This window comes from Algibacter sp. (assembly GCF_039977455.1).
Lineage (GTDB): Bacteria > Bacteroidota > Bacteroidia > Flavobacteriales > Flavobacteriaceae > Algibacter_B.
Genome location: NZ_JBDWDG010000024.1, coordinates 75686 through 91021, shown reverse-complemented (window position 1 = coordinate 91021; position 15336 = coordinate 75686). Strand labels below are relative to the sequence as shown.

Annotated in this window: 16 protein-coding genes and 1 tRNA gene; 9 read left to right on the top strand and 8 right to left on the bottom strand. The window is 31.2% G+C overall.

Annotated features, from left to right (window positions below):
• The first annotated feature begins 41 nt into the window (after positions 1 to 41).
• The 3 genes from ABJM36_RS12640 to ABJM36_RS12630 all read left to right on the top strand — a co-directional run bounded on the left by ABJM36_RS12640 (position 42) and on the right by ABJM36_RS12630 (position 2658).
• The gene (locus ABJM36_RS12640; protein ID WP_348451858.1) at positions 42 to 797 is read left to right on the top strand and encodes a DUF3108 domain-containing protein; all 756 of its coding nucleotides are present in this window, start codon (positions 42 to 44) and stop codon (positions 795 to 797) included.
• Between the two features lie 10 nt (positions 798 to 807).
• On the top strand, positions 808 to 1170 hold the full coding sequence (locus ABJM36_RS12635) for an FUSC family protein (protein WP_348451857.1): 363 nt from the start codon (positions 808 to 810) through the stop codon (positions 1168 to 1170).
• Positions 1171 to 1644: 474 nt separating this feature from the next.
• Complete coding sequence (locus ABJM36_RS12630; RefSeq protein WP_348451856.1) at positions 1645 to 2658, top strand: M28 family metallopeptidase; 1014 nt, start codon at positions 1645 to 1647, stop codon at positions 2656 to 2658.
• Between the two features lie 57 nt (positions 2659 to 2715).
• On the opposite strand, the gene ABJM36_RS12625 is transcribed toward ABJM36_RS12630, so the two are convergent.
• A tRNA-His gene (locus tag ABJM36_RS12625) sits at positions 2716 to 2791 on the bottom strand.
• Positions 2792 to 2979: 188 nt separating this feature from the next.
• Entirely contained in the window at positions 2980 to 3696 is a 717-nt protein-coding gene (gene bshB1, locus ABJM36_RS12620; protein WP_348451855.1) for a bacillithiol biosynthesis deacetylase BshB1, read from the bottom strand.
• A 356-nt stretch (positions 3697 to 4052) separates the two neighbouring features.
• Here bshB1 and ABJM36_RS12615 point away from each other — a divergent pair, with 356 nt between their 5' ends.
• The 3 genes from ABJM36_RS12615 to ABJM36_RS12605 all read left to right on the top strand — a co-directional run bounded on the left by ABJM36_RS12615 (position 4053) and on the right by ABJM36_RS12605 (position 8325).
• Positions 4053 to 5894, top strand: a complete 1842-nt coding sequence (locus tag ABJM36_RS12615; protein WP_348451854.1) for an SLC13 family permease — start codon at positions 4053 to 4055, stop codon at positions 5892 to 5894.
• Between the two features lie 34 nt (positions 5895 to 5928).
• Positions 5929 to 7554, top strand: a complete 1626-nt coding sequence (gene pckA, locus ABJM36_RS12610; RefSeq protein ID WP_348451853.1) for a phosphoenolpyruvate carboxykinase (ATP) — start codon at positions 5929 to 5931, stop codon at positions 7552 to 7554.
• Positions 7555 to 7650: 96 nt separating this feature from the next.
• Positions 7651 to 8325, top strand: coding sequence for a DUF2490 domain-containing protein (locus tag ABJM36_RS12605; protein ID WP_348451852.1), 675 nt, complete (start codon positions 7651 to 7653; stop codon positions 8323 to 8325).
• 40 nt (positions 8326 to 8365) lie between these two features.
• Here ABJM36_RS12605 and rlmF read toward each other — a convergent pair whose 3' ends face one another.
• From rlmF to ABJM36_RS12585, 4 genes are all read right to left on the bottom strand, one after another.
• Complete coding sequence (gene rlmF / locus ABJM36_RS12600) at positions 8366 to 9226, bottom strand: 23S rRNA (adenine(1618)-N(6))-methyltransferase RlmF (RefSeq protein ID WP_348451905.1); 861 nt, start codon at positions 9224 to 9226, stop codon at positions 8366 to 8368.
• A gap of 127 nt (positions 9227 to 9353) precedes the next feature.
• Positions 9354 to 11219, bottom strand: coding sequence for a YfiR/HmsC family protein (locus ABJM36_RS12595; protein WP_348451851.1), 1866 nt, complete (start codon positions 11217 to 11219; stop codon positions 9354 to 9356).
• A gap of 47 nt (positions 11220 to 11266) precedes the next feature.
• Entirely contained in the window at positions 11267 to 11641 is a 375-nt protein-coding gene (locus ABJM36_RS12590) for a response regulator (RefSeq protein WP_348451850.1), read from the bottom strand.
• Positions 11642 to 11664: 23 nt separating this feature from the next.
• The gene (locus ABJM36_RS12585) at positions 11665 to 12069 is read right to left on the bottom strand and encodes a response regulator (RefSeq protein ID WP_348451849.1); all 405 of its coding nucleotides are present in this window, start codon (positions 12067 to 12069) and stop codon (positions 11665 to 11667) included.
• A gap of 196 nt (positions 12070 to 12265) precedes the next feature.
• Between ABJM36_RS12585 and ABJM36_RS12580 the strand changes: the two genes are divergently transcribed.
• Entirely contained in the window at positions 12266 to 12925 is a 660-nt protein-coding gene (locus ABJM36_RS12580) for an HAD family phosphatase (RefSeq protein WP_348451848.1), read from the top strand.
• Positions 12926 to 13000: 75 nt separating this feature from the next.
• On the opposite strand, the gene ABJM36_RS12575 is transcribed toward ABJM36_RS12580, so the two are convergent.
• Both ABJM36_RS12575 and mscL read right to left on the bottom strand, forming a co-directional pair.
• The gene (locus tag ABJM36_RS12575) at positions 13001 to 13162 is read right to left on the bottom strand and encodes a hypothetical protein (protein WP_348451847.1); all 162 of its coding nucleotides are present in this window, start codon (positions 13160 to 13162) and stop codon (positions 13001 to 13003) included.
• A gap of 54 nt (positions 13163 to 13216) precedes the next feature.
• Positions 13217 to 13660, bottom strand: a complete 444-nt coding sequence (gene mscL, locus ABJM36_RS12570) for a large conductance mechanosensitive channel protein MscL (protein WP_348451904.1) — start codon at positions 13658 to 13660, stop codon at positions 13217 to 13219.
• A 286-nt stretch (positions 13661 to 13946) separates the two neighbouring features.
• Between mscL and ABJM36_RS12565 the strand changes: the two genes are divergently transcribed.
• Positions 13947 to 14549 (top strand): transcriptional regulator, encoded by a 603-nt coding sequence (locus ABJM36_RS12565; RefSeq protein WP_348451846.1) that lies wholly within the window; start codon positions 13947 to 13949, stop codon positions 14547 to 14549.
• The gene (locus tag ABJM36_RS12560; protein WP_348451845.1) at positions 14543 to 15265 is read left to right on the top strand and encodes a DUF3307 domain-containing protein; all 723 of its coding nucleotides are present in this window, start codon (positions 14543 to 14545) and stop codon (positions 15263 to 15265) included. The genes ABJM36_RS12565 and ABJM36_RS12560 overlap by 7 nt, the downstream gene beginning before the upstream one ends.
• The last annotated feature ends 71 nt before the right edge of the window (positions 15266 to 15336 follow it).

Sequence of the window (15336 nt, the reverse complement as noted above, 5' to 3'; positions counted from 1 at the left end):
AATAAATGATTAATAGGACGTTATAACCAAAACTATATTTTATGATTCGTATCTCTTTTTTGTTATTATTCTTTGTTTCAATAACAATAAATGCGCAGAATAACGCTATTGGCACAAATGAAAAACTTACTTATACAGCGTCTTATAACATGTCTGGAGTTTTAACTGATTTGGCCGAAGTCACAATGGAAACTAGCACGGTTAAAACATCAAAAGCTACACTTTTACGCTTAAAATGTAGAGCTTTCACCTATAGTAAATGGGATAGTTTCTTTAAAATTAGAGATTTATATGAAACTTATGTGAGTCCGAAAACCTTAACACCATACTTACATAACCGCGAAATCAATGAAGGTAGCTATTTTAAAAACATGAAATACACGTTTAGCCACAAAACCAATACGGTTAAAACAGTACAAACCAAGAAAAACAATTGGGTGCAGAAAAAAACAGTAACTATTGGTGCTGATACTAAAGATATTATCTCGACTTTATATACCATAAGAACCTTCGATTTAACAAACCTAAGTCCAGGAACAAGTAAAATATTTACTATTTTATTTGATCGTGAAGAGATAAAAGCTAAAGTGACTTATTTAGGAAAAGAAACCATATCTACAACATTAGGAAAAAGGACTTGCTATAAGTTATCTATGGGTTCTGCTAGTAATAACAAAGTAAACGGAACCATGTGGCTTTCTGCCGATGAAAATAAAATTCCTGTTTATGTACAATTCAAAATTCCTGTTGGCACAGGCGAGTTAAAACTTAAATCTGCTTCTGGCTTAAAACACTAAACATATTAAAATGAAAAAAGTATTTACAATTTTAGCACTAATAGCCTCTATATTTTCGGTTATTTTTTCTGTTTTACCTATTTCGAACTTGGCCATATTTCCAGCAATAGCAGCCTTAATATTTGGTATAATAGCCTTTTATTTATTTAAAAAATCAGGCCAGACAAAAAAAATTATTCAATTCACGTTTTTATTAACCATTGTTGCATTAGCGGTTACCACTTATAAAGCCATTTTTACAACAACAGAAATTGCAAACACCGATGCTATTGAGGCTAAAGAAGTTAAACTAGAAGAGGCATCTATTGAAGAACTAGAAGGCTTAGACATTGAGATTGACGAATCTGAATTAGAAGATATTTCATTTGAGTAGAACGTAACTTTATTCTTAAATGTTTTTAGTAGCCTTAGTTTTATTGAAACTAGTAAGCTATATATAGCCACTCTATCAAAATAATTTGATGGTAATTTGATGTAATTACTAACTGCTCAAACTACAATAAATTTATTGACAACCTATTTAATTACTTGGTTAGAATCTATTTTAAAACTTAGGATATTGTAATATTCAAAATACACTTGCAGCTTTACATTGCTTAATATTTTTGTTATTTTCTATTATAATTGCGAACCTAACGATTAGCATTAAGTATCGGTTACACCAGATAAAATAGATTATCCTTAATTAGAAAAGTGAGCCAAACGGATATTCGTAATTCCCTTACGAATCGTTTATCTAGAACATAAAATCGCCACGGATACCGCAAATGAATTGTTAAATTGGACTGAAAATTAGAAGTCTATAAAAACTATTTTGTAATATCGTATTTAAAAAAAAGACTAAAACATGAAAAAATTAGCCATTTTAGTTTGTATGAACTTACTATTAGCGTCTTGCAGCTCTTCACAAAATAAAACCAATACAGAAAAAGATATAACGCCAGAAACTTACGCTAACACCATTACAGCTAGCGAGCTTAAAACTATGCTTTACACCTATGCTTCTGATGATTTTGAAGGCAGGAAAACTGGCGAACCAGGACAAAAAAAGGCCATAGAGTTTATAAAAAGTAATTATCAATCTAATAACATTCCTTCTCCAATTGCTAAGGATGATTATTTTCAAGAAATTCCTGCGAGTTACTTTGGTAAAAACATAAAAGATTCTGAAAATGTAATTGCCTATATAAAAGGAAAAGAAAAACCAGATGAAGTTATTATTATTTCAGCACATTTAGATCATATTGGGGTATCTGGAAGTGGCGATATTAATAACGGTGCAGATGATGATGGTTCTGGAACCGTAGCTATTTTAGAAATTGCAGAAGCTTTTAAAGCAGCCGAAAAAGATGGAAAAGGACCTAAACGCACTGTTGTATTTTTACATGTTACAGGTGAAGAAATTGGGCTTTACGGATCGCGCTATTATGCCGATGAGGACCCTATTTTCCCTTTAGAAAATACGGTTGCAAACTTAAATATAGATATGATTGGACGTGTTGACCCAAAACATGAAGCTAGTGGTAAAAACTACTTATACCTTATTGGGTCTGATAAATTAAGTAAAGAATTACACGATATATCGGAAGATGTTAATAAGACATATTTCAATTTAGAATTTGATTACACCTATAATGCTGATAACGATCCTAATCGTTTTTATTACAGATCGGATCATTATAACTTTGCAAAAAACAACATTCCTGTTATTTTTTATTTTAATGGAACACATGCCGATTACCACAAACCATCGGATACTCCAGACAAAATAAATTATGCCTTTTTAGAAACTCGTGCTAAACTTATTTTCCATACAGCATGGGAACTCGCTAATAGAGCAGAACGTATTAAAGTGGATTAAAAACAAAGTTAAAACCACAAAAAAAGCCTTTCAATTTCTTGAAAGGCTTTTATTTTTGGGTGGAAGACCGGATTCGAACCGGCGACCCTTGGTACCACAAACCAATGCTCTAACCAACTGAGCTACAACCACCATGTTTTTTTCTTTAAAAACCTATTAAAAAGTTTTTCAAGAGGAACGCTCTAACCATTAAGTTAAAACCTACCATGCAACTACATTTCTGTAATGCGTGTGCAAATGTAATTGATTTCATTCTTTATAACAAAGACTTTTTTTAAAATTTTTAGTTAAAAATGAAAAAAAAATAGTTAAAACCCCTAACTACTTTAAATCGAACAAACTATCAACTGCTGCATAACGCTCCACAGTAAAACCTTCTGCGTGCTCTACACTTATTAATCTACCTAAATCTCTAGATCTATAAATTATACTATCTGTAAAGTTCTTACTAGATATAGGAGTTTGCGGTTCTTTACTATTTGCATCAAAAAACTGAGTTTTATACGCCAAAACAGCATCCATTTTTTTATCGATAAATCCAGTAACATCAACAGCTATATCTGGTTCTATATGGTTCCACTGTATATAATGGTAAACATGTTTTGGTCGCCATGGCTTTTGTATTTCACCATCATCTTTAGTTTCTATTTTAATTAAACCACTTAAAAAACAAGCATCACTTACAAGTTTACTGCCTTTACCATGGTCAATATGCCTATCATTAATGGCATTGCATAATATTATTTCTGGCTGATATTTTCTTATCATTTTAATAATAGCCAATTGGTGTTTTTTATCATTAACAAAAAATCCATCAGCAAATTCTAAATTAGTGCGCATGCTAACCCCCAATATTTTTGCGGCATTAAAAGCTTCTTCGTCTCTAGTTTGGGCAGTACCACGTGTACCTAACTCTCCTCTAGTTAAATCTATAATGCCAACTTTTTTACCCTTATCAACTTCTTTTGCTAGTGTTGCACCGCAACCTAATTCTACGTCATCAGGATGTGCTCCAAAGGCTAAAACATCTAATTTCATGTGTTTATATTTATTTTTTTTATTGTCACAAATAGCACCTATATAATATTGTCCTTAATTACGAACTTTAAATATGGATATTTCTTATATAAATTTATTTTTATTTTCCGATTTCACATTTCTGTAAATCATTTTATTCAGCTAAAACATAGAATATCGTAAAACTTCACATAACGAAAACGTATTCGTTAGCATTTTCTTTAATTTTTTTATCCTAAATATACTAAATACTTAAAAATAACGCCTTTACTCAAAGCATGATATTAGTCATAATTCTAACAGGATAATCAAAGTAGTTTTGCTCTATAATTATTACGAACCCTATAGCAGTCAAAGCTAATAAAGAATTACAAGATATGATCTATTTAATGCTTACCATTTTAATTATTACTATTGGTCTCTTCGTCTGGGGAAAGTTTACACCAGATATTGTTGCATTAATTTCAATGTTAAGTTTATTCTTAACAGGTATTTTAGATACTAAAGAAACCTTAAGTGGTTTTAGTAATCCTACAGTTATTATGATTGCTGCCTTGTTTATAATAGGAGAAGGTATTGCTCAAACTGGTTGGACAGCCCTAGCGGGTAAAAAGTTTGTAGAATGGGCAGGAAAAAGTGTACCTAAGCTATTAGTAATTATAACGCTTGGTGCAGGTGTTTTATCTGGTTTTGTTAGTAATACAGGTACCGTTGCTACTTTAATGCCGCTTACAATCTCATCAGCTTGGAGTATTGGTACCTTCCCATCTAAAATGCTAATGCCTGTGGCATTTGGATCGAATACAGGTGGTTTACTTACATTAACAGGAACACCTCCAAATATTATTGCTAGTAATGCTTTAGCTGAAGCTGGTTTTGAAGAATTTTCATTTTTTGAATTCGCGCTTATTGGTTTACCATTACTCATTGTCGCACTGCTATACTTTAGATATATAGGTTATAAACTTTTACCTGAAAACAAAACCAATAACAAACCCGTAAATATAGAATCTACACTGCATAACTGGATTGAAGCCTATAAAGTTCATAATGGATACTACCGATTACGTGTAAGATCTATATCGCCATTATTAAACACCAAGTTAGATACCTGGGAGCTTGAAAAAAACTTTAATATATCTATTATCAGAATAAAAAGAAGACATCCAAGTGTATTGAAAAAAATACCACAATTTATAGAATTCCCAGATCCTGATACAGAATTTCTGTATCACGATATTATAACTGTAAAAGGGGAAACAGAGGATATAAACCGATTAATGATTACGTTCAGGCTAGGGCTTTTACCGCTTGAGCCTATTACAGACGAGCTTAAAAACAACTTAATAAATCAGGAGGTTGGTATGACCGAGGTTATAGTAAACCCTAACTCTATGTTAGTAGGCAGAAAGTATAATTTAAGCACGTATTTTAATCGTTTTAATTTACAACTTCTGGCCATTTCTAGAAACAGACAGCCTGTTTTAGATAAAGAGATTACAATTAAACCTGGCGATGCATTTTTAATTCGTGGTACTTGGGAACATATTGACGATTTAAAAAAACAACATGAAAATTTGATAATTATTGGTAGTCCTGAGGGGATGGCTAAAAACGTAGAAAACCTAAACCATAAATCATTTATAGCATTAGGCGCTTTAATTCTCATGATTATATTTATGGTCTTTAAAATCGTACCAGGATCTATAGCAGCCTTAATATCTGCAGGTGTGGTATTACTTACTGGTTGTGTACCTATTTCCAAAGCCTATAAAGGCATTAGCTGGACCAGTGTTGTAATGATTGCAGCTATGATACCCATGGGTATTGCGCTTCAAAAAACAGGAACCGCTCAATTAATTGCAAACGGACTTGTAAATTATTTAGGTGCCATTCACCCTGTACTATTATTGGGAGGTGTTTTTTTACTAACTACAACATTTAGTCAGGTAATAAATAACTCTGCTACAGCAGTATTAATGGCTCCAATAGCCATATTAGCAGCAAACTCATTAAACCTATCACCTGCTCCATTTATGATTGTTGTGGCTATAAGTGCATCGACAGCCTTTTTAACACCCATTGGAACAACAACTAATGCCATGGTAATGACGGCAGGCGGATATAAATTCATGAACTATTTAAAAGTGGGCGCACCACTGCTATTTATTTTTTTCATAATAACACTAATACTTGTGCCAGTAATATGGCCATTTTAATAATAATTAATAGGAACCTTTAAATTCAATAAAAATGGAAACAACAGAAACAAAAAATCCAAGCTTAGAGCAATACGGATTAAAAGATGTGACGGTTAACTGGAATTTATCACCAGAGGAATTACAAAAAATCACAGTTGATAAAGGAATGGGGAAAGAAACAGCTAATGGCACCCTAGCAATAAAAACTGGAAAATTTACAGGACGTTCACCACAAGATCGTTTTATAGTAAAAGATGATTATACTGCAGATAAAGTATGGTGGGGTAAAACAAACAAACCTGTTACCTCTGAAAACTTTGATAAATTAAAAAACGAAATCACTAAATACCTTTCTGGAAAAGAAATTTATGCTAGAGATGGCTACGTATGTGCAGATCCCGAATACAGAACTAATATTAGAACTGTTACCGAATTACCTTGGTCTAACATGTTTGTATATAATATGTTTTTAAGACCTAGTGTAAATGAATTAGAAAACTTTAAAGAAGATTGGTTAATTCTATGTGCTCCGGGCTATGAATGTCCTAACCCAAAAGATTTTGGTATTCGTCAAGGAAACTTTTCAATACTGAACTTTACCCAAAAAATTGCATTAATTGGAGGGTCGGCTTATACTGGAGAAATGAAAAAAGGTATTTTCTCTGCATTAAATTTGATTTTACCTACAGAACGTAATGTATTACCAATGCACTGTTCTGCTAATGTTGGTAAATTTGGAGACACTGCTATTTTCTTCGGATTATCGGGTACGGGAAAAACAACTTTATCGGCTGATCCAGAACGTAAGTTAATTGGAGATGATGAACACGGTTGGACAGCAGACAATAACATTTTTAATTTTGAAGGTGGTTGCTATGCCAAGGTAATAGACTTATCTGAAGAAAAAGAACCAGACATTTTTAGAGCTGTTAAACCAGGTGCTATTCTTGAAAATGTGGTTTTTAAAGAAAATGGAGAACCTGATTATCTTGATAGTAGCATTACTCAAAACACGCGTGTAAGCTACCCTATTCATCATATTGATAATATTCAAGAAACGCTTTATGCTAACAATCCTAAGAATATTTTCTTCCTAACTTGTGATGCCTTTGGTGTTTTACCTCCAGTATCCAAATTAACTCCAGGACAAGCAGCTTATCACTTTATTTCGGGGTATACCGCAAAAGTTGCTGGAACAGAAGCAGGAATTACTGAACCTGTACCATCATTCTCTGCATGTTTTGGCGAACCTTTTATGCCATTACACCCAACAGTTTACGGCGAAATGCTAAGTAAAAAAATGACCGAAGCTGGTGTAAACGTTTGGTTAATTAACACAGGATGGAGCGCAGGACCTTACGGTGTTGGATCTCGTATAAAATTAAAATATACAAGAGCTATGATAACTGCTATTCTTAATGGTGAGTTAGACAATGTAGATTACCATCAAAACTTTATATTTGGTTTATATATGCCAAAATACTGTCCAGGTGTACCTTCAGAGATTTTAGACCCTATGAACACTTGGCTACAAAAAGGAGCTTATGTTGGGAAAGCTATTCACTTAGCACACTCATTCCACTTAAACTTTGAGAAATTTGCTCAACATGCATCTGATCAAATTATTGAAGGTGGACCACTAATTGATGAACATCATCATTTAAACGAACACTTTTAATAGGTTCTTATTTAATGGTAAAAGGAGCTCTTATATTTTGAGCTCCTTTTATATTTTATCCTATTTCAAATTCTAGTTGTTTTAAAAGCATAAATTATGAAGTATTTACTAATTTTCATACTACTAAGTGTTTCTGTTTGTAATGGTTACGCTCAATCTAACCAAGAGAAAAAAATAGGCTCATGGTTTACTTACGCAGGCACACATCGTGTATCCGATAAACTGAGTATAAGTACACTTTCTCAAGTTTGGATGTTCGAATTAACAGAAAACTTTAATTTCATTCTGCTTTATGGCGGTTTAAATTATCATGTATCTCCAAAGTTAACCACAACTTTAGCTTATGGATATGGAGATATTGATGGCGGTTTTTATACCGACAAGCCACATACTTACGAAAATAGAATATTTGAACAGGTTACTTTTAAACATAAAATTTCAAATCTCCCTATAGATCATCGATTTAGAGCAGAACAGCGCTTTTTCCATAAATACGATTTTAAAAGCACGTCTCACCGATTACGATACAGGTTAGGCACCAAAATAAACTTAAATAAAAGTTTATTTATTAGATTGAATAACGAGTTTTTAGCAACCATTCAAAGTGATATGCTTACAGAAAACAGGTTTTACACCGCTTTAGGCCTTAACATTTCAAAATCTTGCAATGTACAATTAGGGTATTTAAACAGAAAAATAAACGGTTTAAACTTACATAGACTACAAGCCGGACTTTTTATAAAAACAGATCATAGAAAGAAAAAAAAATAAGCTAAATTTTATTTAAGAATAGCCATTAAAATTTCTCCTTTTATTTAAACGTCCACGCTACAATACGTGAAATTTTATTGCCTTGTCCCATACTTATAGTTTTAATATTAGTAGCCCCTAATTTTTTTAGCGAATTATACATGCCTTTTACCAAATCCTTTTTAGAAACTAAGGTTGTAAACCATTCGCAATGGTCTTTAAACAGCGAACTTTCATATAAATAAGTATGCAGAAACGCTTTTTCACCACCTTTATACCACAACTCATTTTGGGTACCAGAAAAGTTTCTAATAGGCTTTAAATCATCCATATTTAAACCTTTAAGCTTTCTAGCATTAGCTTCTAAAGCATCGGCTTCCGATTTAAAAAATGGTGGATTACAAATAGCCACCGAAAACCTATCGGTATCCTTTAAAATACCTTGAAATATTTTTGACGCCTCTCTTTGAAGTCGAAGTTCAATACCATGATCAAGCTTATTCTTAGTAATAATATTTTGAGCATGTTTTAAAGAATCCTTATCAATATCTGTAGCAACGAAGCTCCAGTTATATTCTGCGTGTCCTAAAATCGGGTAAATGCAACTAGCACCAGTTCCAATATCTAAGACTTTAATATTACCTGTAATTTCTGAGGATTTTAATAAATCGGAAATATGATGAATATAATCTACTCGCCCTGGAATTGGTGGACATAAATTAGTTTCAGGAAACTCCCAAAACCCAATATTATAATATTTAAAAAGCAAAGCCGTATTAAGTGCTTTTACCGCATGCGGATTCGCAAAATCTATAGTTTTTTTTTCATATTTATTTACAAAAACATACGGTGCCAATCCTGAGAAGAATTCACTTAATACATCTAAATTGTATCCTAATTTATGCTTGTTATTTGGGTGTATTTGAGCTGACTTCTTGATAGTTTTGGTTTTAAGGAAAGGTATTAAGGAGACTAGTTTTAACTATACAAAGTTAAGAATAACAAACTACACTTCAATACTTTTTAATAATGAGAATTGCTTTACATGTCTAACCTTCCATTGGAATGGAAAAACTAAAAGTAGTTCCTTCACCTTTTTCAGATGTAAACCATATTTTACCTGAATGTGCTTCCACAATTTTTTTACAATGGGCTAAACCAATACCAGAACCTTCATACTCCAAACGTGAATGCAAACGTTGAAATATATCAAATACCCGATCTTGATATTCTTTAGCTATTCCAATACCATTATCGGAAACAGAAAACACCCAAAATTTTTGATCTTTTTTTAATATGCTATCTGTTTCACGAACCTCGTTACACGCTATATTTATAATAGGTTTTGTATTTGGATTTCTAAACTTTATACCATTAGTTATCAGATTTTGAAATAACAAGCGTAATTCTGTTTCATTACCTTTTACTATTGGTAAAGCATCATACTTTATTTCGGCATTGGAGTTTTTAATCGTATTATGAAGGTCACTTGTTAAAACATCTAAAAGCGGCATACAATTAACATCTTCGTATTCCTTAGATCGCCCTAATCGAGAATATTTTAAAAGCTCGTCAATTAACTTTTTCATTCTTACACTACCCTCTTTAATAAACCCAAGCATTTGTACACCATCGTCATCAAACTTACTTTCATACTCATCTTTTATTATATCTATAAAACTAGATATGGTATTTAAAGGCTCTTGTAAATCGTGACTTGTTATATATGCAAATTGCTCTAGTTCTTTATTTTTTAATGATAATTGTCTAGACTGTTCGTTTATCTCAATATGTTGTGCATTTAATCGAATATTTAATTTTTTGTTCTTTATGTAAGCTACCAATAAAGACATGCTTAATATTAGCAATAAAGTAGACAAGATTGATAGTACAATATTTTGCTTTCTTTGCGTATCTATTATAATATTCTTCTCCTTTAAAACTGCTGTTTTTTCTTGTATATCACTACTTTGATCGTTTAATATTTTTTGTTGGTATAGAATTTGAATCTTTATAGAATCTATTTTATTTTGTTGATAATTTAATCTAGCTACCTGCTCATTAATTTTCCGTTCATTTTCTCTTTCTATCGATAAAACTTCCTCTAACTTTTTATTCTTTAATTCGCTTTCTATAAATAAAGAATTTATAGAGTTTTCCTTTTCTAAAAGTGCTTCTTCCTTTTTATTTAAACTATCTATATGACTACCAATCGTTTTAATCTGCTCTTTAATAATTTCTTTTTGTTGATCGTTTTCCCTACTAACCACATACAATTTTTGCTCTGCTTTTTTATAAAGTTTTTCTTTAAGCTCTGTTGAAGTTACAGCATAACTAGCTAGAGTAGAAACCATTTTAAGATTGGCCTCTCTAAAATACATTCTATTAATATCGTAACTAAAAGTATCGCCTACTTGCACCATATTAATCATTGAAGAATTGGTTGGGTAGCCTTCTGTAATAATTAAAATTCTATTTCCAATTGTCGCCTCTAGAATATCTTTTATTAAATACTCGTAGGCTGTATTAACATAAATGACATTAAAGTTTTGAATTTCTCCAATACCTTTAATTCTACTGACATCAATAAGCTTATCAAAAAGCCGCTTTTCTTCTGAAACTTTAGTAAGATTATTATAAATAGACTCTGTTCCTAAAACACCAATTTTAAATGTTTCTATACTTTCTACATTAGGCCATCTAACCTGCTCCGATAAATTTAAAATCATAAAGGAGCGTTGGTCTTCAATAGAGATATTATCAGAAGATTCGGCATCTTGAGCAAAAGAAACAAAACTGCAAAACACCACAAATAAAAATGAAGCATTTAATTTTGAAATTTTGAAATTAAAACGCTGTATTTTATATAAAAATAGTCTTAGTAAACTTATTAAAATTTTAACTATAACTTTCATTAAATCGATAATTTGGGGAATTATTTATAAAAGCTTTTTATTGACTTCTAGGTTTTTAAAATTTTATTAATCTGTGAATTGGTTAACATTTTACTATTTAAAACTTTTACATACTTGTAATTTTCTAATTCCTGAAGCTTTTCTAAAGACAAAACTACACTCATCATGACATAAATTTTAGTATTATTTGTTTCACCTTTTAGAAAACCTTCGTAGGCCTTTAAAAACTGAAAACCATCCATAACCGGCATATTAATATCTAAAAAAATAAAATCTGGCAGTGTATTTCCCTGGATATACTCCATTGCCATTAAGCCATTTTCTAACACTTTTATTTCATAATCAACTTTATTTCTTTTTAAAATAATTTGATTATAAAAATTTGTTGCCTTATCATCGTCCACTAAAAGTATTTTGCCCATATTTATAACATTCAAAATAAACTTTAAACTTTATCCAATACAGAAACTAAAGCTTGTACATTTAATGGTTTTCTCAAAAAATCCAATAGTTTGCCATTATTTTCAAACCTTTTTAAATCTCTTGGATCATCAGATGAGGATAGAATAATAACTTTAATTTTATTAATTAAGTTTTCATCAAGTTCATAAAATTCTTCTAAAAACTCCCAACCATTCATTGCTGGCATATTTATATCTAAAAAAATTAAATTTGGTATATTTTCAGTATCCTTTGTACAATTTTGAAGAAATTCTATAGCTTCAAATCCACTATGTTTTAAATAAATAGATTCAATACTTTCGCGACCTTTAGCCAAATGTTTATTTAAAAAATTAGTAGCCTTATCATCATCAATAAATAGAATTTTTATTTTTTTATCGTCACTCATTTAATTTCAAAAATAGATATTAGTTTTCTAGATGTTTTCTGTCTGTTCAGAAAGCCAATTTAGTATTTTTTTTCGACATAATACATTTTTTTACGTCAAAATACATTTTTTTGAAAGATTTGACTGAATTTAACACTCCTACATGAACCGTTAGGCATTTAAATGACAATCTTATATCTTCGCAAAAAAATGTTATATGCTCAAAGCCGTTATTTTTGATATGGACGGGGTTATTATTGATAGTGAACCCATGCACAATAAAGCCTATCATGATATGTTTAATGAAGTTGGAATTGAAGTTTCAACAGAGCTTTACGAATCATTTACAGGGCAATCTACCATTAATATTTGCAAACGATTATGCGATCACTTTAATTTGGACCAGGATCCTGAAGTTTTAGTCGCCTTAAAACGTAAGTATTATAAACACTTTTTTTATAGCAATTCGGACTTAACACTTATTGATGGTGTATTAGATTTAATTAAAGATTATCATAAAAACGGACTGACTTTAGTTTTAGCCTCATCGGCAGCAATGACCAGTATTAATCAAATTTTTGAACGTTTTGATTTAAACCAATATTTTATTGCAAAATTAAGTGGTGGCGATTTAAAACAATCTAAACCTCATCCAGAAATTTTCATAAAAGCAGCAGCTGCTACAGGTTTAAAAAAAGAAGAATGTATTGTTATTGAAGATTCTACTAACGGGATTATAGCTGCAAAGGCTGCTGGTATTTATTGTGTTGGCTTTGATAGTTTTCACTCTAAAAACCAAGACTACTCTAAAGCGAATATGATTATTAAAGATTTTAATGACATTAAGTTTAATAAAATATCAAATGTATTTAAATAAAAAACACAAAAAGACTATAATAAGTTTGTCCACAATTTTGGATGATTAGTCAATTTTAAGCATCAAAAATAGCTTTTATTCTTTACCATCTGATTTTTCTTGCATTTTTTTAATAATACTTTTAAGCCGTTCTTTCCTTATTTGGGTTTCAGATTTTATTTTATTTTTTTTCTGAGCCATCAATTTAGAATGCTTCGCTTTATTTTTCGTATTCTTTTCTCTACCCTTTTTTGCCATAATACTACATCGGTTTTTTAGAATGCAAAATCCCCTAAAGTTTTTTAATTTGTACTATTGCTTTGCTTTTAATAAGGCATTTTGCTCTTCCATCAATTCATTTAAGTTTGATAATAACTCAATATCCTTTGGTGTAACGACGGTTTTATCTTGGGTATCATGCGATTTGTTTTTAAGCCTGTTAAGAAACTTAACAACAATAAAAACGGTAAAACCAATAATTAAAAAGTCTAAAAACGCTTCTCCCAATGCGCCATAACCAATAGCAACCTCTCCAGTAACAACCGTACCGCTAGCATCACTTACGGCTTCTCGCAATATAAGACGTTTGTTATGCATATTAACACCATCGGTTAATAAAGATAATGGCGGAAGAAATACTTTTTTAACCAACACATCTATCACCTTATTAAAAGACGCCCCAATTATAATACCTATAGCCATATCCATCATATTACCTTTAACAGCAAACTCCTTAAATTCTTTAAATAATTTCATCATTTTATTTTATTATGTTCTGATGCAAAGATATTAGATTGTAATTTTCTTTATTACTCCTTTTAACAAAAAAAATACTCTAAACGCCTTATGCTAATGGTTCTTTTTAAAATTGTAATGTTGAAATAGTACGGATTTAACTAATAACTAAACATATAAGCATATAAACTAATAATGATAAATATTAGCTAATAAGATAATATTTTAATTTATTAGCTTTTAAGATAATAAAATTGTTAATTACAATAATAATTAATACCTTTGAATGTAATTTGCTACAAATTTTATGACTAGTATAATAACAGGTGATATAGTAAACTCTAAAAAAAGCGACCCTAAAAAATGGCTACAAGCACTTAAATCTATTTTAAATAGTTTTGGTACTACACCTTTAAATTGGGATATTTATAGAGGCGATAGCTTTCAACTAGAAATCAAACCAGACCAAGCCTTACATGCATGTATACTTATTAAAGCTACCATAAAACAATTCGATAGTATAGATGTTAGGCTCGCTATTGGTATAGGCGACAAAACCTATAACTCTCCAAACATAACTGAATCTAACGGAAGTGCCTTTGTAAATTCTGGCGAGTGTTTCGAAAACTTAAAAAAAACAACTTTGGCCATAAAATCGCCATTCGAGCCCTTAAATACCACTATAAATATTATGTTGGAATTGGCGCAATTAACAATAAACAATTGGTCTAGTACCTCAGCAATTCTCGTTAAAACAACTTTAGAGAACCCCAACCTAAACCAAAACCAAATAGCTAATATTTTAAACAAAACTCAAGGCAATATTAGCCAAGGCTTAAAACGAGCAGGTTACGACGAAATTTCAAAACTACTACAGTACTACACCTCTCAAATACAAAGCCTATGTTAGCATTAGCTTTAAAATTTATACTTGCACACGTTATTGGCGATTTCCTGTTTCAGCCCTATAAATGGGTAGAACACAAAGAAACCCATAAACATAAATCCAAATATTTATACTGGCATATATTAGTGCATTTACTAGTATTAATACTACTGCTACAATTCAATTTTAAATATTGGCTAGCCCTATTAATCATACCTATTTCACATTATATAATCGACGTTATAAAGCTTCACCTTAAAACTAAAACAAACAACCGCATATTATTTGGGTTAGATCAATTAGCACATATTGTAGTAATAGCGCTTGTTACAAAAATTTACGAACCCTACCCTATCACAATCGATAGTTTATTTACGCCAAAAACTCTATTATTTATAACCTGTTTACTAGGCATTACCAATGTATCATCTATTATCATGAAAACCATAATTTCAAAATGGGATTTATCAGAGTATAATAAAGAAGCCTCTCTAGCCGACGCCGGTGCCTACATTGGCATCCTAGAACGTCTATTTGTATTCATGTTTATCGTAACAAACCATTGGGAGGGCGTAGGTTTTTTAATAACCGCAAAATCCGTATTCCGTTTCGGCGATTTATCAAAAGCCAAAGACCGCAAACTTACCGAATACATCCTAATAGGTACACTCTTAAGTTTTGGGTTAGCCATAGCCTTCGGGATAAGCTACGAGTACGTTTTAACTTTAATAGAAAAATAAATTAGGGCGTTACCACAAGGGTCGAGCTTTCCGTTACAAGTCCTCGCTCCTCCTACGTCGGGCTGTGGGCT